Annotated in this window: 16 protein-coding genes; 5 read left to right on the forward strand and 11 right to left on the reverse strand. The window is 52.4% G+C overall.

The genetic code is table 11. The features are described 5' to 3' along the window. Positions 1-18: 18 nt before the first annotated feature. The 4 genes from A0W33_RS04375 (at position 19) to A0W33_RS04390 (ending at position 7,540) form a co-directional block, all read left to right on the forward strand. Positions 19-2,970 carry a glycoside hydrolase family 3 N-terminal domain-containing protein gene (locus A0W33_RS04375; protein ID WP_068837037.1) on the forward strand — a complete coding sequence of 984 codons (2,952 nt, stop codon included), beginning with the start codon at positions 19-21 and terminating at the stop codon, positions 2,968-2,970. A 74-nt stretch (positions 2,971-3,044) separates the two neighbouring features. Continuing rightward, positions 3,045-4,181, forward strand: coding sequence for an N-acetyl-alpha-D-glucosaminyl L-malate synthase BshA (gene bshA, locus A0W33_RS04380; RefSeq protein ID WP_068837038.1), 1,137 nt, complete (start codon positions 3,045-3,047; stop codon positions 4,179-4,181). Between the two features lie 113 nt (positions 4,182-4,294). After that, a complete protein-coding gene (gene serA / locus A0W33_RS04385) occupies positions 4,295-6,187 on the forward strand; it encodes a phosphoglycerate dehydrogenase (RefSeq protein WP_068837039.1) in 1,893 nt (630 codons plus the stop codon). Positions 6,188-6,451: 264 nt separating this feature from the next. Then, positions 6,452-7,540 carry an aminotransferase class V-fold PLP-dependent enzyme gene (locus tag A0W33_RS04390; protein ID WP_068837040.1) on the forward strand — a complete coding sequence of 363 codons (1,089 nt, stop codon included), beginning with the start codon at positions 6,452-6,454 and terminating at the stop codon, positions 7,538-7,540. Between the two features lie 92 nt (positions 7,541-7,632). Here A0W33_RS04390 and A0W33_RS04395 read toward each other — a convergent pair whose 3' ends face one another. Next, entirely contained in the window at positions 7,633-8,175 is a 543-nt protein-coding gene (locus tag A0W33_RS04395) for a DUF7935 family protein (RefSeq protein ID WP_068837041.1), read from the reverse strand. 155 nt (positions 8,176-8,330) lie between these two features. On the opposite strand from A0W33_RS04395, the gene A0W33_RS04400 reads away from it, so the two are divergent. After that, the gene (locus A0W33_RS04400) at positions 8,331-8,678 is read left to right on the forward strand and encodes a HesB/IscA family protein (protein WP_068837042.1); all 348 of its coding nucleotides are present in this window, start codon (positions 8,331-8,333) and stop codon (positions 8,676-8,678) included. A 572-nt stretch (positions 8,679-9,250) separates the two neighbouring features. On the opposite strand, the gene A0W33_RS04405 is transcribed toward A0W33_RS04400, so the two are convergent. The 10 genes from A0W33_RS04405 to A0W33_RS04450 all read right to left on the reverse strand — a co-directional run bounded on the left by A0W33_RS04405 (position 9,251) and on the right by A0W33_RS04450 (position 20,137). After that, positions 9,251-10,144 (reverse strand): ChaN family lipoprotein, encoded by an 894-nt coding sequence (locus A0W33_RS04405; RefSeq protein ID WP_229802239.1) that lies wholly within the window; start codon positions 10,142-10,144, stop codon positions 9,251-9,253. Between the two features lie 78 nt (positions 10,145-10,222). Further along, positions 10,223-10,891, reverse strand: a complete 669-nt coding sequence (locus A0W33_RS04410; RefSeq protein WP_068837043.1) for a DUF6624 domain-containing protein — start codon at positions 10,889-10,891, stop codon at positions 10,223-10,225. Positions 10,892-10,955: 64 nt separating this feature from the next. Beyond that, positions 10,956-12,317, reverse strand: coding sequence for an ABC transporter permease (locus tag A0W33_RS04415; protein ID WP_068837044.1), 1,362 nt, complete (start codon positions 12,315-12,317; stop codon positions 10,956-10,958). Continuing rightward, positions 12,310-13,221 carry an ABC transporter ATP-binding protein gene (locus A0W33_RS04420; RefSeq protein ID WP_068837045.1) on the reverse strand — a complete coding sequence of 304 codons (912 nt, stop codon included), beginning with the start codon at positions 13,219-13,221 and terminating at the stop codon, positions 12,310-12,312. Before A0W33_RS04420 ends, A0W33_RS04415 begins: the two co-directional genes overlap by 8 nt. 184 nt (positions 13,222-13,405) lie before the next feature. Then, on the reverse strand, positions 13,406-14,557 hold the full coding sequence (gene dnaJ / locus A0W33_RS04425; RefSeq protein WP_068837046.1) for a molecular chaperone DnaJ: 1,152 nt from the start codon (positions 14,555-14,557) through the stop codon (positions 13,406-13,408). A 3-nt stretch (positions 14,558-14,560) separates the two neighbouring features. Then, on the reverse strand, positions 14,561-15,094 hold the full coding sequence (locus A0W33_RS04430; RefSeq protein ID WP_229802238.1) for a nucleotide exchange factor GrpE: 534 nt from the start codon (positions 15,092-15,094) through the stop codon (positions 14,561-14,563). 410 nt (positions 15,095-15,504) lie between these two features. Next, positions 15,505-16,497, reverse strand: coding sequence for a GTPase ObgE (obgE, locus tag A0W33_RS04435; RefSeq protein WP_068837048.1), 993 nt, complete (start codon positions 16,495-16,497; stop codon positions 15,505-15,507). Between the two features lie 20 nt (positions 16,498-16,517). Further along, positions 16,518-17,114, reverse strand: coding sequence for an adenylate kinase (locus A0W33_RS04440; protein ID WP_068837049.1), 597 nt, complete (start codon positions 17,112-17,114; stop codon positions 16,518-16,520). A 129-nt stretch (positions 17,115-17,243) separates the two neighbouring features. Beyond that, positions 17,244-17,786 (reverse strand): hypoxanthine phosphoribosyltransferase, encoded by a 543-nt coding sequence (hpt, locus tag A0W33_RS04445; protein ID WP_068837050.1) that lies wholly within the window; start codon positions 17,784-17,786, stop codon positions 17,244-17,246. A 92-nt stretch (positions 17,787-17,878) separates the two neighbouring features. After that, positions 17,879-20,137 (reverse strand): sodium-translocating pyrophosphatase, encoded by a 2,259-nt coding sequence (locus A0W33_RS04450; protein ID WP_068837051.1) that lies wholly within the window; start codon positions 20,135-20,137, stop codon positions 17,879-17,881. Positions 20,138-20,181: the final 44 nt, after the last annotated feature.

Below are 20,181 nucleotides of genomic sequence, written 5' to 3' on the forward strand. Positions count from 1 at the left end.
AATAAATAGAAGCGCAGGATGTTGAAGAGTTTTAGTATTGGGTTGTTGATTCTTATTTTCCTTGGAATGGGTTCGCTGATGTCGTTGACGCCATCAGAAGAAGTCATTGTTAACCCGCAGGAGAAAGTATGGGTCGACAGCGTGATGAAGACACTCTCCCCCGCTCAGCGCATCGGCCAACTGTTCATGGTGGCCGCCTACTCCAATAAAAACGAAAAGCATTTCCGGGAGATCGATACGCTGGTAAGCCGCTATGGCGTGGGAGGCGTGATGTTTATGCAGGGCAGCCCTGTAAAGCAGGCCGCCCTGACCAATCGCTTCCAGGCAGCAGCCAAGGTAAAGCTATTGGTGGCCATGGATGCCGAGTGGGGACTGGACATGCGCCTGGACAGCAGCATGCACTTTGCCCGCCAGATGACATTGGGTGCCATGGACGACGACCGTTACGTGTACCTGATGGCCCGCGAGATAGCCCTGAAGATGAATCGCATCGGTGTGAACGTGAGCTTCTCGCCTGTACTGGACGTGAACAACAACGCCAATAACCCTGTTATCGGCAGCCGCTCTTTCGGTGAGTCGAAGGAGGAGGTGGCCCGCCGCGGCATCGCCTATATTCGTGGCCTGCAGGACCATGGCGTGATTGCGGTGGCCAAGCATTTTCCCGGCCACGGCGATACCGATACTGATTCGCACCTCGCGCTGCCCGTTATCCCCCACGACATGAAACGCCTGACCGAGGTGGAGCTTTACCCCTTCAAGAAGTCGTTTGATGCCGGTGTGATGGGCGTGATGGTGGCACACTTATACTTGCCCGCCATCGACTCTACCCGCAACCTGGCCACTACCCTCTCCAAACCTTTGGTTACCGGCCTGCTGAAAGACAAGATGAAGTATAACGGGCTCGTGTTCACTGATGCCCTCAACATGAAAGGGGTTAGCCGCTACTACAAGCCGGGTGAGGTAGACCTGAAAGCACTGTTGGCAGGCAATGATGTGCTGCTTTTCCCTGAGGATGTGCCAACAGCCGTTGCCAAGATTCAGGAGGCCGTGCAGAAAAAGCTCATTACCCAGGAAGAGATTGACAGCCGCGTGCGCAAAATACTACAGGCCAAGTACTGGACGGGCCTGAACACCTACAAGCCGGTAAAGCTGGCGAACCTGAAGGAAGAAGTGGATCGCCCCACCAGCTCGATTTTGCAGGAGCAGCTGTTTGAGCACGCGGTAACGGTAGTGGAGAACAAAGACAACCTGCTGCCATTCCGTAACCTCGACACGCTAAGTATAGCCTCCGTGGCCATTGGTGTTTCGCCGCACAACGTGTTTCAGGAAACGCTTGGCAACTATGCCCCGATCTCGAAATTTGCGGTAGCTAACAGGTATGCCCCAGACTCGGTCTTCACAAACCTTATCCCGAAGCTGAAGGACAACGACCTGGTAGTGGTGAGTATCCACAACATGAACCTGACCCCTGCCAAAAATTTTGGTATTGGCACCAGCGCCCGCGGTTTTATAAAATACCTGCAGGAGCATACAAATAAAAAGGTAGTGGTAGCCGTATTGGGCAACGCCTACAGCCTGCAGTATTTTGAGAGCAGCAAATGGCTGCTGTGCGGCTATGAGGACAATCCGGTATCGCAGTCATTGGTGCCGCAGGTGCTGTTCGGGGCGCGTGCCGCCAAAGGAAAGCTGCCTGTATCGGCCACTAAGAAGTATACGGCCGGCACCGGCCTACCCACCGCCTCACTGGGCCGCCTCAAGTATGGTGTGCCTGAAAGCGTGGGAATGGATTCTGAGGTGCTGAAGCAAATTGATAACATCGCCCTGGAGGCCGTGGCCTATGCCGCCACCCCAGGTTGCCAGGTGCTGGTAGTGAAGGACGGCACCGTGGTGTTCAACAAGTCGTACGGTTACTATACCTACGATGCGGTGAAGCCGGTAACGAACAACACCATTTACGACATTGCCTCCATCACGAAGGTGGCGGCAACACTGCAGGCCATCATGTTCCTGAAAGACAGGGGCAAGATTGACCTGGATGCGAAGCTGGCGACCTACCTGCCCGAGTTGAAAGGCACCAACAAGGCTAACCTGGTGATGCGCGACATACTGGCCCACCAGGCAGGTTTGCGCTCTGGTATCACCACCTGGCAGAAGACGATCGACAATAAGAAACTGAAGGACACTTACTACGCCAGCACCAAGAACGACACCTACGAAAACATGCTGATCCCAGGTGTTTACTCCATCAACTCCATGGAAGACTCGTTGTGGACCTGGACGGTAAAGTCTGCCTTGCGCCCAAAGCCAAAGAGCGGTGGCTACGATTATGAGTACAGCGACATTGGTTTCTATATTCTGAAGCGTGTGGCGGAAACCATGCTGAACCAGCCGATTGAAGAGTTCATGGACCAGAACTTCTACGCGCCGCTAGGCCTTAGCACGCTGACATATACGCCGCTCCTCAAGCACCCGCGCGAGCGAATTGCCCCCACTGAGGAGGATAATTACTTCCGCAAGAACCTGATTTGGGGCACCGTGCACGACCAGGGAGCTGCCATGATGGGAGGCGTAGGCGGACACGCCGGCTTGTTCGGCAACGCCAACGACCTGGCTATACTCATGCAGATGAACATGAACAACGGCAACTACGGCGGACACCGCTATTATACGTCTGATGTGGTGTCGGAATTTGCAAAGCAGCAGTTTAAGAGCAGCCGCCGCGGTTTGGGATGGGATAAGCCAGCCATCGATGGCAGTGGTGGTCCGACTTCTAACCTGGCATCAGCAAAAACCTTTGGCCACACCGGTTTTACGGGTACTGCTGCGTGGGCCGACCCAGAGAACAAACTGATCTACATCTTCCTGTCTAACAGGGTTTACCCGGATGCCGGAAATTCTAAGTTGGTGAAGTATAACATACGCACCCGTATACATGATGTGGTTTACAAAGCCATGGTGCCAAAAACCTAAAAAATAAGCAGTAGATTAGCGAGTGCAGCAACAAATGTTAGCTGCACTTGTTGTTTTGTCTCACATCCGGAACTATGAGAATTGGTATAGTTTGTTACCCCACCTTTGGCGGAAGCGGCGTAGTAGCCACCGAGCTGGGCAAAGCCCTTGCCCTTAAAGGGCATAAAGTGCATTTTATCACGTACAGCCAGCCTGCACGCCTCGATATATTCAGCGAGAACCTCTTCTACCACGAAGTATACATTCCGTCGTACCCGCTTTTCCAGTACCCGCCCTATGAGCTGGCGCTGGCCAGCAAGATGGTGGATATCGTGCAGTTCGAAAAGCTGGACGTTCTGCACGTACATTATGCCATTCCGCACGCTTCGGCGGCTTTTATGGCCAAGCAGATCCTGCGCACCAAGGGCATCAACATTCCTGTAATCACCACGTTGCACGGTACTGATATCACGCTGGTAGGCAAGGACGCTTCGTTTGAACCAGTCGTAACGTTTAGCATCAACCAGTCAGATGGCGTAACAGCCGTTTCGGATAGTTTGCGAGCTGAAACGTACGATTACTTTCCGATTGAGAAGGAAATTCACGTAATACCGAACTTCATCAACCTCGAGAAATTCAAACGCCAGAAAAAAGAGCATTTCCGAATGGCCATCGCCGCCAACAACGAGAAGCTGCTGGTGCACACTTCTAATTTCCGCAGCGTAAAGCGCGTGGAGGACGTGATCCGCATTTTTGCGAAGGTGCGCGAGCAGATACCAAGCAAGCTGCTGATGGTCGGCGACGGTCCGGACCGCCCGAAGATGGAGAAGTTCTGCCGCGACCTGGGTATATTCGAGGACGTGCGCTTTCTGGGAAAGCTGGAGGCAGTGGAAGAAGTGCTGTCGATCGCGGACCTGTTCCTGATGCCTTCCGAGAAAGAAAGCTTTGGGTTGGCCGCCTTGGAGGCCATGGCCTGTGAGGTACCGGTTATCTCCTCAAACGCCGGCGGTATACCAGAGCTGAACATTGATGGCGTTACCGGCTTCGTTAGCCCGGTGGGCGCGGTGGAGGAAATGGTAAAAAACGCGCTTTACGTGCTGGACGATGCAAATCTGCCTACCTTCAAGGAAAATGCGCTGAAGCGCGCCCATGAGTTCGATGTGCAAAAGATCGTACCGCTCTATGAGAATATTTACCAGTGCACCATAGACGAGCAGCTGGCAACCCTGTAGCAATCATCAAGTCGATACAGTATAAAAAGAACCGGTTACCTGCTGCGTAGCCGGTTCTTTTTTTATACCTTTTAGGTTGATTTATACTTCAGCTTCCCAGTAAGCATACCACTATGAGCAAAGATAAATACTACATCATCGATTTCGACAGCACCTTTACGCAGGTAGAGGCGCTTGATGAATTAGGCGCCATATCCCTGCAAAACCACCCTGACAAGGAAAGTATACTGGAGCAGGTAAAGCACATTACCGACAGCGCCATGGGCGGCAACAGCTCCTTTGCCGAGGGCCTGACTAAGCGGCTTGAGCTGCTGCAGGCACACCAAAACCATTTGCCGCAGCTCATCAGCCAACTAAAGGAAAAAGTATCTGACTCGATCCGCCGCAATAAAGATTTCCTGAAGGCCTACGCCGATCAGATTTACATCGTGTCCAGCGGGTTTAAGGAGTTTATTACGCCCATCGTGACGGAGTATGGCATCAAAGAAGAAAACATCTACGCCAACACCTTCGTGCAGGATGAGCAGGGCAACCTGACTGGTTTCGATGAGGATAACCTGCTGAGTAAGGACAAGGGCAAGATCAAGTTACTGGAGCAACTGGCGCTTCCAGGCGATGTATATGTGCTGGGCGATGGCTACACCGATTATGAGATAAAAGAAGCCGGGCTGGCTAACAAATTTTACGCCTTCACCGAAAACGTGGTGCGCGATAAGGTAGTGGCAAAGGCCGAGCACATTGCGCCCAGCCTGGATGAATTCCTGTACCAGAATAAATTACCAATGGCAATATCATACCCCAAAAACCGTATCAGCGTGCTGCTGCTCGAGAATGTGCATCCGCAGGCAGTCGCGCTATTCCGCAAGGAAGGCTACCAGGTAGAAACGGCAAGCGGTGCAATGAGTGAGGCAGAGCTGATCGAGAAGATAAAGGACGTATCCATACTTGGCATCCGCAGTAAAACGCAGGTCACGCGCAAGGTGCTGGAACACGCTAACCGCCTGATGTGCGTGGGGGCTTTCTGCATCGGCACCAACCAAATAGACCTGGATGCCTGTCTGGAAGCCGGTATAACTGTTTTCAACGCACCTTATAGCAACACGCGCAGCGTAGTGGAACTGGCTTTAGGCGAAATCATCATGCTTAGCCGTGGCGTAATTGACAAGAGTAACAAGATGCACCAGGGTGAATGGGACAAATCTGCAGCGGGTAGTTTTGAAGTGCGCGACAAGAAACTGGGCATTGTGGGCTATGGCAACATCGGGGCGCAGCTATCTGTACTGGCCGAGGCCATGGGCATGGAAGTATACTACTTCGATGTGGTGGAGAAGCTGCAACTCGGCAACGCCCGCAAGTGCCATACACTGCGCGAACTGTTGGGTAAAGCAGACATCGTTACACTGCATGTGGACGGCCGGCCGGAAAACAAGAACATGTTTGGTGCCGAAGAGTTTGCAGCCATGCAGGATGGCGCCATCTTTCTGAACCTGAGCCGGGGGCATGTGGTGGACCTGGATGCGCTGGTGCAAACCATGAAATCAGGGAAGTTGCGGGGCGCGGCGGTGGATGTGTTCCCGGAAGAGCCAGCCGCCAACAGCGATCCATTTGAGAGCGAACTGCGGGGCCTGCCCAACATGATTTTGACGCCGCACATTGGTGGCAGCACCTCAGAGGCACAGGTGAACATCGCCAATTTTGTTCCGAACCGGATTATGGATTACATCAACACAGGCAACACCTACGGCAGCGTTAACTTCCCGAACCTGCAGCTTCCTGAGCTTAAGAACGCGCACCGCCTCATTCACATTCATGCGAACGTGCCGGGCGTATTGGCTAACATCAACCAGGTACTCGCCAAAAACCAGGTGAACATTCTGGGGCAGTACCTAAAAACCAATGAGCGCGTGGGCTACGTGATTACCGACATCGACAAGGTCTATGACAAAGCCGTAGTGCAGGATATGCGGCAGGTTCCGCATACCATTAAATTCCGGATGCTGTACTAGCAGCAAGAGCAGAGCATTACATGGCGCAAGCGTCCCCTTGTGCGGCATGCAGAAAAAAACCTTCTAAAACATATTCTATTACTACTGTCATTTCGAACAGCGTGAGAAATCTATCTGGAGTGCGGGGAGACCTCTCCTATCGTCGAGATGACAATTAGTGTAAAAGAGATTAAAGCAGCTTGGGCCTAGTCAAGTGTAATTCCGCAATCGCAGGTTACATACGGACGCTTATACCAAGCATCCTTATTGTTTAAAAGATATTCCATGAACAACAAAGTATACTTCACCCCTGGCCCTTCCGAGCTGTACCCCACCGTGCCGCAGCACATGCAGGAGGCGATGCAGCAGAAAATCGGGAGCATTTCGCACCGCAGCAAGCAGTTTCAGGAGATTTACGCCAGGGCGGTGGCAGGCATGAAGCAACTGCTGCAACTGCCGGACAATTACGAAGTGCTGTTTTTGGCATCGGCAACGGAAGTGTGGGAGCGTGCTATCCAGAATAATGTGCGCGAGGAGAGTTTTCACCTCGTGAACGGCTCTTTCTCTAAACGCTTTTATGAAACAGCGCAGGAACTGGGGCGGCACGCGCAACAGCACGAGGCGCCTTTCGGGCAGGGATTTCACGTGGAAAGTATACGCGTACCGAAGACGGCCGAACTGGTGGCGCTTATCCAAAACGAAACCAGCTCTGGTGCCTGCATGCCAGTGGAGGAAATAAACCAGTTCAGGGAGAAAAGCCTAGGTGAGGCACTTATTTACGTGGATGCCGTGTCCTCTCTGCCCTATCCTGCCTTCGATTTTTCTAAAGTGGATTCGGTATATGCATCGGTACAGAAATGCTTTGGCTTACCGGCTGGCCTGGGGGTGTGGCTGGTAAATGACAGGTGCATCGCCAAGGCCGAAGCCATACTTGCATCTGGTGCTTCTATCGGCTCCTATCACCGCCTGCCCGCGCTGTTAGAGAAAGCCCGGGAAAACCAAACGGTAGAAACGCCAAACGTGCTGGCCATTTACCTGCTGGGCAAAGTTTTGGAAGACATGAACAGCAAAGGCATTCAAACCATCCGTCAGGAAACGGAAGCCAAAGCAAGCGGGATTTATACTTTCCTGGAGCAGAGCGCTATTTTCGCTCCCGCCGTAGCCAACCTGCAACATCGCTCCAAAACTACTATTGTGGCAAACACAACCATGCCCGCATCAGAAGTTAACAAGCATCTGGCTGCATCTGACATGCAGGTAGGCAGCGGCTACGGCAAGTACAAAGAAAGCCAGATTCGCATCGCCAACTTTCCGGCGCACAGCGTGGAGCAGGTAGAAAAGTTGGTGGAAAAACTGCGTGAGTTAGACAGGTAAAAAGTTAGGGGTTAGAAAGTTTAAGAACGTCGACTAAAAGTATTTCCCTTAGCCCATAACTTCTTTACTCTTTAACCTTCTAACTTTCTACCTCAGAACGTTTGCCTGATTTCCTGTTTCACGAAATTCAGGGCGCGGGCGGTGGGGTCCTGCTCAGCGGTGAGCACATTCTCCAGCACAAGCTTGGCTAAATCGGTGCCTTTTGATCCTTCCCGCAAATCCTGAAAGCTCTTGTTGATCATATTTACCACCTCTTCGCGCGCCAGGTTCACCTGCTGCCAGGCCTGCTCGCTCATGTACACCTGCTGCGACATGTTGTGGCTAAACTCGCTCCTAATCTCCGCCAGCAGCACCCGGTGGTATTCTGCTGCCGAATGCCCCATCGGGCTGACGCGCAACAGCAGGTTACTGGGTGTGATGCGCTCCAGCAACAGCACAATGCGCTCATACGCCTGCAGTCGTATCGGCGTAATCACCTCTGCTCCTTTTTTATCTGTTTGCTGCGCCTGCTCCGTCCGCAGGCGGTCTTCGCGCTCATAATGCTTTTGCAGCAGGTAATATCCGCCAGCCACCAGCACCAGGGCAGGAAGAATGAGTTTTAATAATTCTATCAGTAGCGCAAATAAGTCCGTCATCTTCTGTTTTTAGAAAGTATAAATATCGTAAAAAATTAATTTAGGATGCATGAATCATTTCAGCCCTTGCCCTGTTTACTAAGTACGGCGCAAGGTGCTACGCATTTTGCATATAATTACGTAAGTTTGTGGCTACAAATAATAATTCTCATACTATGGCAACAGAAACTAAAACTGCCCCTATAACTTTGACAGAAAAAGCCTTGCAGGAGGTTAAGAATATATTGAACGAGAAAAACGTACCAGCCGAGTATGGCCTGCGTGTAGGCGTACAGGGTGGTGGTTGCTCAGGCATGTCTTACCTGCTTGGTTTCGACAAGCCAAAGGAGACGGATGAAGTATTTGAACTGGACGGCGTGAACCTGATCATGGACAAGAAGCACGGCATGTACGTGATGGGCATGCAGGTTGATTTCCAGGATGGTTTGAACGCACGTGGTTTTGTTTTCAACAACCCACAGGCTTCCAGCACCTGCGGTTGTGGCAGCTCTTTCTCTGCATAAAGCTAAAAGTATCTTCTTTCTTTTTGATAGGCAAAGCCTGGCTGTAGAGCCAGGCTTTGTTGTTTTATCTATTTTCTAAACAGCTCACTGTTCCAGCTACTGTTCGACTGTATTTAACCAAGCTATCTTTTCTAGCAGTCGTTCATCCTCCAGCTCCCAAATACCTAATGTTTCACTTCTTGCTTTGGAGCGCTCACGGCCGCGGGGCCTCGTCCTCGGGCATCGCGCTGTGCAATTGAAGCTGCCACCGCTGCGCTGCAGGCTGCCTCGCTGTCGCTTATCACCGTATCAATTACAAGGCGCTCAACCCAAGGACCGAGAACAGCTCATGTAGCAAAAGCAGCGCTATGCAACAAGTATAACTGTCCCCTTGAGGGGACTACAGGGGTGTTTTACTTCTGCTGACGCTTCACTAATCTTTCTCCTGCTTCAACCATTACACCATACTCCTTCCACACACACATTTGTCATCCTGAAAGGATATTGGTGGAAGTGCCATCAAGCCGTTCTACAGCGCTTATACATCAACAAATAGCGGAACCCTCCCCTGTCTTTAGGGGAGGGGTAAACCCCTAAAACGTCCGCGTCATACTTTCCGGCACCACAAGGATAAAATCGGCTTTATTGCGATGCTCCTCCGATAGCCTTTCCAGGTCCTGCTGCAGCACGGTGGTGATGGTGCGGGTTTTCAGGTTGGGTTTTGCCTGTTTCAGGTACCAGCCTATCCCCTCGAAGTTGTCGGAGTGATAGGCGCCATTGAGGTGCAGTACTTGCTTGCCTTGGTTTACCTGCCCTAGTATAAAATGGGCCATGGTGGCATCTTTCAGCGCCTGCGCCTGCACAATGTTCTGGCTTTTGGTGTTGCCGTGCGTACTGCCCCCGAACATGGACAGCATATTCTTGTAACCTGGCAGCTCCATGTCCACCACAACCGGAAGCGGTGCCATGTATTTTTTAGCGTCTGCCGATACGCCTTCCAAGGCACTTAAACTTCCAGCCGACACCATGGCGGCGTAGCGCCGTGGCACGTTTGTGGCGACAAAGGGAATCTGCTGCTCTTTGGCAAAGCGCACCACCGGCCGATAGTCTGTGGCGTAATTGGGCCATGGCCGCGACTCCTGCTCAAAGTTCTTCTCCGGTGCCTGCCCCGCCAAGTACTCATCCAGCACCAGCTGCACATCAGACTCAAACATTTCGGCGCCGAGAGCAAAGTCCTTTGGCTTGGCCTGGTGCAGGTCCTTAGCTAGCTCCAACTGCATCCAGTGCGCAATCGGGTCGTTGTGCTGCTCACCAAACAGCACCACATCCGCCTTCTGCAGCTCCTGCAGCATCTTGCCGTACTCTATACTTTTGCCTTCTGCCGTGAAGAGACGATAGGCGGGTTTGTCCTTTTTCTGCGCCATGGCTACAGTCGTGATAGCTATCAAAAGAAGTGTCAGGAATTTATACTTCATTATGGAGTTCATCTGATTTTATACTTCAAGACAACAAAAATAGCCGGCACAGGAGGTACCGGCTATTTTTATACTTTATACTTAGTGCGCTTAGTTAAAGTTGATCTGCATGTCAGGCAGCTCTTCCTTCGGGTCAAAAATAACATTCATTTCTTTGGCGTACTCCTCAACTGTCTCTTCAAAACCAACGGCTCGCCTACGCTCGTTCACGTGTGCCACATCCTCTATCGGCCAGATGGCTTGCCTGCCATCTTTTCTGATAAAGTTGACTGCCTGAGTACCGTAGAGCTGCTTCTCCCCTTTCCACATGCGCAACCTGTCGCGCATTTTAGCTGCGTCTGTGCCGCTGGCCTCCCCTTGCCTGGCCAACTCCTCCATCTGTGGCAGGTACTTTTCCATCGTCGCCGTATTGGAGTGCTGCACCACATAGAAGATACCATCTGCTGCTTTCTCTCCAATCTTGCTTCTCGGCAGCCATCCGTATTTTTCAAGTATAGGCAGAACTTTAGATTGGTTTGTTGAGTCAACTAGTCGCATCTTTTTGATAAAGACCATTTGCACGGCAGGATCAGCGTTGACTGAATCCCAATTCACATCCCTTATATTCTGGTCTAGATCATAAAGCGCCTCCAACTCTGCTTGCAAAGAGGCATAATCAGGCTGCTGCTCCACTCCTACAGTCTTGGTCGAAGAACTCTCTTTCGCATGCTGGCACCCAAACAGTAGCAACAGCAGGGTAATCGGCACCAGTACTTTCATGCTTTACTTTTTTTAATTAGCATCAACGGCTCAACGTCTTGAGTCCTGCTATTTGTGTCTCAACCTATACTCTATAAAACAGCCACTTCGACAGTTCTTTATAGTTCACTTTCTTGCCGTACATCAGGATGCCCACGCGGTAAATGCGGCTGGCGATCCAAGTAGTGAAGATGAAGCCTCCTACCAGCAGTCCCATCGACAAGAGCAACTCCCAGGTAGGCACGCCAAACGGAATACGCACCATCATCACGATAGGCGATGTGAGCGGAATGATGGACATCCAGAACGCCACCGGGCCATCAGGGTTCTTGAGCACAATGGAGTACGACATGATAAAGGAGATAACCAGCGGAATGGTGATCGGCATCATGAACTGCTGCGTGTCCGTTTCGTTGTCTACGGCAGCGCCTATGGCCCCGAAAAGTGAGCCATACAGCAGGTAACCGCCCAGGAAGTAAAACAGGAAGCAGCCAAAGATCAAGCCGAGGTTCAGGTTGCCCACGCTGGTCTTAATGTCGCTCATGGTGCTGGCAAATTCATCCTGGCCCTCCGGATTCTCTACCGCACTGGCATCACCAACCTCCTCTATATCCTCACCTTGCGCCGCATTTTGACCGGCAGCAAACTGAGCTGCAGGCGACGGTGCAGCATCAATGCCAAAGGCGGCTGAAACGGCGGTTACCGCTACAAAGGAAAGCACAATCCAGAGCAGGAACTGCGTCAGGCCAACGGCGGCAATGCCCACAATCTTGCCCATCATCAGCTGAAAAGGCTTTACCGAGGAAATCATCACCTCCACAATGCGGCTTGTCTTTTCCTCAATCACGCCGCGCATAATCTGCACACCATATAGGAAAATAAAGAAGTAAATAATCACAGCGCCCACAATACCGGCCACTGAAGTAACGATGGCATTGTTGTCTTTCTCGCTGCCATCGCTTAGGTTCACCGCCTCCAGGCTCAGATTTGCTTCGATTTTATCGAGGGTGGCGCGGTCGAGGCCCGAAGCCAGGAAGCGCTGGTTCTCGATCTCTTCCTCCAGAATATTCTCCAGGCGCACCTGTGTCTGGAAACTGGTATTTTTCTTGCCGAAAATGGTGATGCGCTTTGGATCATCGATGCTCATTTCCGGGATGTGGAGCAGCGCCGTGTTATCGGTTTCCTGATAGATGGTTTTGGCTTGCTCCAGGTTACCCGCCAGCGGAATGAATTTAAGGTCTTTCTTGTCCTGCAGTTTGCCCGCAAAGAGGCCGCTCTCGTCCAGCACCATCACCGTCTCCGTTTCATCCGACATGGATATCATCAGACCGGGCAGAATCATAAAGGCCGCCATAATAAGCGGCGTCAGCAGGGTCATGATAATAAAGCTCTTTTTGCGCACGCGCGTCAGGTACTCGCGTTGCACAATCAACCAGATTTTAGACATGGTGTGTTTCGGTTACTTTTCGGATGAAGATATCGTTTATACTTGGAACCAGTTCCACAAAGGAGTGCACCTCCACACGCTGGATCAGGTAGCGCAGCAGGTCGTTTGGTGAGGCGTTGCCCAGCAAGCGTACATGCGTTCTGAACACGCCGTGGTTATCGTGCTGCTCCAGCACCTCAAAGTCTGGCGAGGTAATCAGCAACTGGCCGCTGCCTATTATTTGGAACGTATTCGTTTTGTACGCATCCTTGATCTCCCCTACCGGCCCGTCCAGCACTTTCTGGGCGCGATTGATAAGGGCAATGTTATCGCACAGTTCCTCCACCGACTCCATGCGGTGCGTGGAGAAGATGATCGTCGCGCCTTTGTCGCGCAGGGCCAGAATCTCGTCTTTGATGAGGTTGGCGTTGATGGGGTCGAAGCCAGAGAAAGGCTCATCCAGGATGATCAGCTTTGGCTCGTGCAGTACCGTGGCAATGAACTGCACCTTCTGCTGCATGCCTTTCGACAGGTCCTCGATGTGCTTGTCGAGCCACTCCCGTATCTCGAAGCGGTCTACCCAGATTTTGATGCGTGCGGTCGCCTCTGCCTTGCTTAATCCCTTCAGCTGCGTGAGGTACAGCAGTTGCTCCCCCACCTTCATTTTCTTGTACAAGCCCCGCTCCTCCGGCAGGTAACCAATGTCCTTGATGTGGTCAGGCTTCAGGCGCTCGCCCTGGAAGTATATTTTGCCACTGTCAGCGCCCGTAATCTGGGTAATGATGCGGATAAGCGATGTCTTGCCAGCTCCGTTCGGGCCCAGCAAGCCGAAAATGCAGCCCTGCGGAATTTCAAAGCTCACATTGTCGAGCGCCGTGTGGTTGGCGTAGGTCTTGGTAACGCCTTCAATCTTCAGGATGCTCAAGGGTATTAAGGTTTTGGTTCTCTCAAATATAAGTATTCTGCCATAGAGTATACTTGGCTACCTGTATTAATTCGACTAAGGCAAGTATAAACCGGATCAAGCATACACGCCATCAGGCAGAAAGCAAAAGCCCGACCTTCCAAAATCGGAAAGCCGGGCTAAAACTATAGTATAGGGGAATCTTCTACTGGAAGTAGTCCTTTACTTTATCAAAAAATCCTTTCTCGTTCTTGCCAGGGCTTGGCGCGAAATTGTTTGAGAAACGCAGGCCTTCCAGCACCGCTTTCTCATCGCTGCTCAAGGTCTTCGGCGTCCATACATTTATGTGGATCAGCTGATCGCCTTTGCCGTAGCCGTTCAAATCCTGAATGCCTTTGCCTCGCAAACGGAATATCTCGCCGCTTTGCGTACCAGGTTTGATGTTGATCTTTACTTTGCCTGTAATCGTCGGCACCTCAATCTCGGCACCCAGGGCTGCATCCACAAAGCTGATATACTGATCGAAAATCACATTATTCCCTTCGCGCTTCAGGCTTGGGTGCTCCTCTTCCTCAATCTGGATCAGCAGGTCGCCAGCCACGCCACCGCGCTCCGGCACGTTGCCTTTGCCACTCATAGACAGCTGCATGCCATCCATTACGCCAGCAGGCACGTTGATGCTGATTACTTCTTCCTGCAGTTCTCTGCCGCTACCGTTACACACTTCGCAGTTGTGGGTTACAATGCGGCCTTCGCCGTTACAGGTAGGGCACGTGGCCGTGGACACCATCTGGCCCAGCATTGTGTTTACCACTTTGCGTACCTGGCCCGATCCCTGGCAGGAGTTACAGGTTTGCATGTCAGTGCCGTTTTTGGCCCCGTTTCCGCCGCAGGTGCTACACGCTACGTAGCGCTTTACCTTAATCTTTTTCTCTACGCCGTTAGCTATCTCCTCGAGGTTCAACTTCAGCTTGATGCGCAGGTTAGAGCCTTTGCGTGTGCGCCGGCCACCGCCCGAACGGCCGCCTCCGAAGAAGCTCTCAAACGGACTGCCACCGCCTCCGCCAAAAATATCGCCGAACTGCGAGAAAATATCCTCCATGTTCATGCCACCGCCGCCACCGAAGCCGCCGTTCATGCCCTGGTGGCCGAACTGGTCGTAACGCTGGCGCTTCTGCGGGTCGCTAAGCACCTCGTAGGCCTCTGCCGCCTCCTTAAACTTATCTTCGGCAGTGGGGTCGTCGGGGTTCTTATCAGGGTGGAATTTGATGGCGATTTTGCGGTAAGCTTTCTTTATCTCATCCTGCGCAGCACCTTTGCTTACACCCAAAACCTCATAATAATCTCTCTTAGCCATAGCTTACGCTCCTATTACAACTTTCGCAAAACGGATCACCTTCTCGTTCAGGGTGTATCCTTTTTCAATCACATCTACAATTTTGCCTTTCAGCTCATCCGAAGGGGCCGGAATCTGTGTGATGGCCTCCTGCGTATCGCTGTCAAAGTCATCTCCCGCCTTCAGGTCCATCGGCTTCAGCCCTTTCTGCTGCGTTACCTGGTTCAGCTTGTTAAACACCAAATCCAGGCCCTGCTTCATCACCTCCGGGTCAATGTTAGATTCCATCGACTGACGCGCACGCTCCATGTCATCGATTACCGGCAGCAAGGCTCCCAGCACATCCTGCGAGGCTGTTTTAGACAGTTCCAGACGCTCCTTGGCTGTGCGGCGACGGAAGTTTTCGAACTCCGCCATCAGGCGCACATACTTATCTTTCATTTCTGCCAGTTCTGCAGCCGGTCCGATTTCCTCCTGCTCCTGAGTTTCCTCTTCGGCAGTATCGTTTACCTGGTCCTGGTTCTCATCTGCAGCTACGTTAGCAGTCGTATCTTTCATTTCGTCTTGTTCCTGATCCTTGTGATTATTTTTATCTGACATAATGCCTTAAAAATTTAGGTTAATAGGTCTTCTATGGGTAGTCAATTAACTTGCCAAAACCTGATTTGTGCCAATCTGACACTGTTTAATTTTGAATAGGTGAGTGATTGAATAACTGAACGTTATAATTGCCGCCTTCGCTGCTGCAGCCTTTCCCTGAAATATAAACTGCTGATTTCACCTACCTGCCTGAGCCTTTGCAGGCGCCGGGAAAGTTGGCTATCTTGAATCAACAGCCTTACTTTACTACAGCTCAACTGCCCCAAACATTCAAAATTACTAAAATTAGGCGTGCCCCGGGCATAAAAAAATCGGTAGAAGCAATTAGCCGCTACCGATCTTCTGGTTTTTATACTTGCAGGACTTGCCTAGCTGTTAAGCGCGTTCCAAATCATGTCTTTTAGTTGCGTCAGGTTTTTCCCGGTGATGCTGGAGATAAATACCGTCGGCAGGTCCTCTGGCAGGGTGCCGCGCATCTCCTTTTCCAGTTCCTCGTCCAGCATATCGGACTTGGTGATGGCCAGGAGGCGTTTCTTGTCGAGCAGCTCAGGGTTAAACGTTTTAAGCTCGTTCAGCAGCACCTTGTATTCCTCCACAATGTCCGGGCTCTCGCACGAGATCATGAACAGCAGGATAGAGTTTCGCTCAATGTGGCGCAGGAAGCGAATGCCAAGGCCCTTTCCCTCCGATGCGCCTTCGATGATACCCGGAATATCGGCCATCACAAAGGATTTATAATCACGGTAAGCAACCACACCCAGGTTAGGCGTCAGGGTGGTGAAAGCGTAGTTCGCTATTTTGGGTTTCGCCGCCGACACTACTGAAAGCAGCGTGGATTTACCGGCATTCGGGAAGCCCACCAGGCCTACATCAGCCAATAGCTTCAGCTCCAGAATCACCCACTCCTCTATGCCTTCCTCGCCTGGTTGGGCGTAGCGGGGCGTCTGGTTAGTAGGGGATTTAAAGTGGGCGTTGCCCAGGCCGCCCCGGCCGCCGGGCGTAAGGATAATTTCCTGCCCGTCTTCAGTAATCTCGCACATCACCTCGCCTGTTTCGGCATTGCGGGCAATCGTACCGAGGGGTACTTCCAGCACCTCATCGTTGCCCTGTGCACCCGATGAGTGGGAGGAGCCGCCGTTCAGGCCATTTTCGGCAATCACATGCTTGCGGTACTGCAGGTGCAGCAGTGTCCAGAGTTGGGCGTTGCCTTTGAGTATGACATGCCCGCCCCGGCCGCCGTCACCGCCGTCAGGGCCGCCTTTCGCCGTTTTCTTATCCCGGTGCAGGTGTGCCGACCCGGCGCCACCATGCCCGGAGCGCGAGCATACCTTAACGTAATCTATAAAGTTGTTTGATGCCAAAATCTGGAAACTAGGTAAGCCTATCTACTCTCTTTTTGCTTTTCTTTCAGCGCGTCGATGTGCTGGCACAGCGTGCTGAAAATATCTTCAATCTCTCCGATGCCATCCACAGCGTAGAATTTCCCCTGCCCTGCGTAATAATCAGCCACCGGCGCTGTTTTGGTGTTATACTCCTGCACGCGCTTGCGAATCAGCTCCTCGTTCTGGTCGTCGGGGCGGCCGGAGGTTTTGCCGCGCAGCAACAGGCGCGAGGTAAGCTCCTCATCGTCCACGCGCAGCGCGATCATACAGGAAATCTCAGTGTTGTTGTCGTGCAGCAGCTTGTCCAGGCCCTGCGCCTGTGGCACGGTGCGCGGAAAGCCATCGAAGATAAAGCCCGTTGCGTGCGGGTGCTCCTTCACTTTGTTTTCGATCATGCCTATCACCACTTCGTCAGGTACCAGCAGGCCGTTGTCCATCAGCTTCTTCGCTTCCAGCCCAAGGGTGGTGCCGGCGGCAATTTCAGAGCGAAGCAGATCACCGGTTGAAAGGTGAATCAGACTGTATTTATCAATCAGTTTTTGACTTTGGGTACCTTTACCAGCACCTGGAGGGCCAAACAAAACGATGTTAAGCATATCTTCTAGCTAAATATAAAAAGCAAATGTAAGTATAAATTTACTGTTTTTCCTGATTCTTTGGAGGGGGTAGCGGCTGCTGCTGTTCCGTGGCCTAAAGGCCTGCTAACGGTGCCGCCTGCGTAGTGGTTACGACACGATCTTATAAATGTCGCGCAGGTTGCGGCCAAGGCCGTTGTAGTCCAGACCATAGCCAACCACAAAGTCGTTGGGGATGGTTTGCGCCACATACTTCACCTCCAGCGGGTGCTGCAGGCAGTCAGGCTTCATGAGTAAAGTAGCCGTCTCCACCGATGCCGGCTTGCGCTCCTTTAGCTGCTGCAGCAGGTTGTTCACCGTATGGCCGGTGTCCACAATATCCTCCAGCACGATTACGTGGCGGTGCGCCACGTCCTCTTTCAAACCCAGCACCTCCTTCACGTGGCCCGTACTCTGCATGTCCTGATAGCTCGAGAGGCGGATAAAAGATATTTCGCAAGGGATGGTCACGCGCTTCAGCAAATCGGAGGCGAACATGAATGAGCCGTTCAGCACGGCCAGGAACAGCGGCTGCTTGCCGGCATAGTCGCGGTCTATCTGCTCGGCCAGCATGGTAATGCGCGCTATAATTTCCTCTTCATACATGTAGGTATTAAACTCGCAATCGTGTAGTTTGATGGTGCGCGGATTCATGGGGTAGTAAGTTGATGCTCTAACAAAGGTAAGTATAAATTAAAAAAAAAGCCCAACGCTTTGGTTGGGCTCTTCTAAAGTATGGACGAAGGTTATGCTGCTGCGTTTACAGCGCTTATCATAACCGTTTTTTCAGTAGTTATACTTGCCGTGGATGGTGCAGCCTGATGCTCGACCTTGTTGATCTGCTCCAGTTGCACCGGTGCCTCAGGGATGGCCGGCTCCTGCTCCAGGGCAATGTGCGGCGCAATCACCAGCGACACAATCGACATGAGCTTGATGAGGATGTTCATACTTGGCCCGGAGGTGTCTTTGAACGGGTCGCCCACGGTATCGCCGGTTACGGATGCTTTGTGCGGCTCAGAGCCTTTGTACTCCATCACGCCGTTGATCATCACGCCCTTTTCAAACGATTTCTTGGCGTTATCCCAGGCACCACCGGCATTTGATTGAAACATCGCCATCAGCACACCCGACACGGTTACACCGGCCAGTACGCCACCCAGCACCTCGGCAGAGGAGGTATCTGGCAACACGCCCTTCAAACCAAAGCCTATGATGATGGGAACCAGCAGGGCAATGGCACCCGGCAGCATCATCTCACGGATGGCCGCCTCAGTGGAGATAGCCACGCACTTCTCATACTCCGGTTTGCCCGTGCCCTCCATAATGCCTGGAATCTCGCGGAACTGGCGGCGGACCTCCTGCACCATCGACATGGCCGCCCGGCCTACCGCCGAAATACAGAGGGCAGAGAAGATGAACGGTATCATGGCACCGATAAACAAACCGGCGAGAACGGGCGCTTTGTACAAATCTATACTTTCGATACCGGCAATGCCCACAAATGCGGCAAACAGGGCAAGTGACGTAAGGGCGGCAGAGGCAATGGCAAAGCCTTTACCCGTGGCAGCAGTGGTGTTTCCAACGGCATCCAGAATATCAGTGCGCTCACGTACTTCTTTCGGCAACTCGCTCATTTCGGCAATACCACCGGCGTTGTCGGCAATCGGACCGAATGCGTCGATGGCCAGTTGCATGGCTGTAGTGGCCATCATACCCGCTGCCGCAATGGCCACGCCGTACAAGCCAGCCGCAGAGTAAGACAGCACAATGCCAGCCGCCAGCACAATAATCGGCAACACGGTGGAGTGCATGCCTACCGCCAAACCGGCAATGATGTTTGTAGCGTGGCCTGTGGACGATTGCTGCACGATGGAATTCACGGGCTTCTTGCCCATGGCGGTGTAGTATTCAGTGATAATGCTCATCAGGGCTCCCACTACCAGGCCTACCATCACGGCCATAAACACACCCGTTGAAGTGAAGTCGAAATTACGCAGGTTCAGGTTATCGGGTAGCAGCCACTTGATGGCGAAGTAGGAGCCAATGGCTGTAAGTATAACCGATATCCAGTTGCCCCTGTTGAGGGCCGCCTGCACATCGCCGCCTTCGCTCACCCGCACAAACAGCATCCCGATAAGGGAAAAAACAATACCCAGGCCCGCAATCAGCATCGGAAGTATGATCGGGGACAAACCGCCGAAGTTATCCTGCACCACTACCTCACGGCCCAGTACCATGGTTGCAAGTATGGTGGCCACATAGGAGCCGAAAAGGTCGGCGCCCATACCGGCCACGTCGCCCACGTTGTCGCCTACGTTATCGGCAATAGTGGCCGGGTTGCGCGGGTCATCCTCAGGGATACCTGCCTCTACCTTGCCTACCAGGTCGGCGCCTACATCGGCAGCCTTGGTATAGATACCGCCGCCCACCCGGGCAAACAGGGCAATACTTTCAGCGCCAAGAGAGAACCCCATGAGCACCTCCAGCGCAATTTCCATTTCTACGCCGTTGGCTGGGGCACCTGTGCGCTGCACAAACAGGAAATAAAACACAATAAACAGCGAGCCAAGCCCCAAAACGGCCAAGCCAGCCACACCCATTCCCATTACGCTACCACCGGCAAAGGAAACAGCCAGCGCCTTCGGCAGGCTGGTTTTCGCGGCTTCTGCCGTCCGCACGTTCGCTTTAGTCGCGATGCGCATGCCAATAAAGCCGGCCAAGGCCGAGAGCACCGCCCCAATAATGAAGGCGCCGACAATCAGGGGATGTGATTTCTCACCGGTATAGCCCAGGTAACCCAGAAACAGAGACGCGATGATCACAAAGTAAAGCATCACCTTATATTCCGCCTTCAAAAAGGCCATGGCGCCGTCGGCAATGTAGCGGGCAATGGTGCTCATGCGTTCGTTGCCGGATGGCTGTTTCGTGACCCAGCCCGCCCTGATAAACGTGTAAACAAGTGCGGCCAGTCCAAATCCTGGAATTGCGTAGAGAATAGGTTCCATTAACAGATAGTAAGGTTAGACGATATTAGAATATATAGCTATTA

The organism is Pontibacter akesuensis (genome assembly GCF_001611675.1).
Lineage (GTDB): Bacteria > Bacteroidota > Bacteroidia > Cytophagales > Hymenobacteraceae > Pontibacter > Pontibacter akesuensis.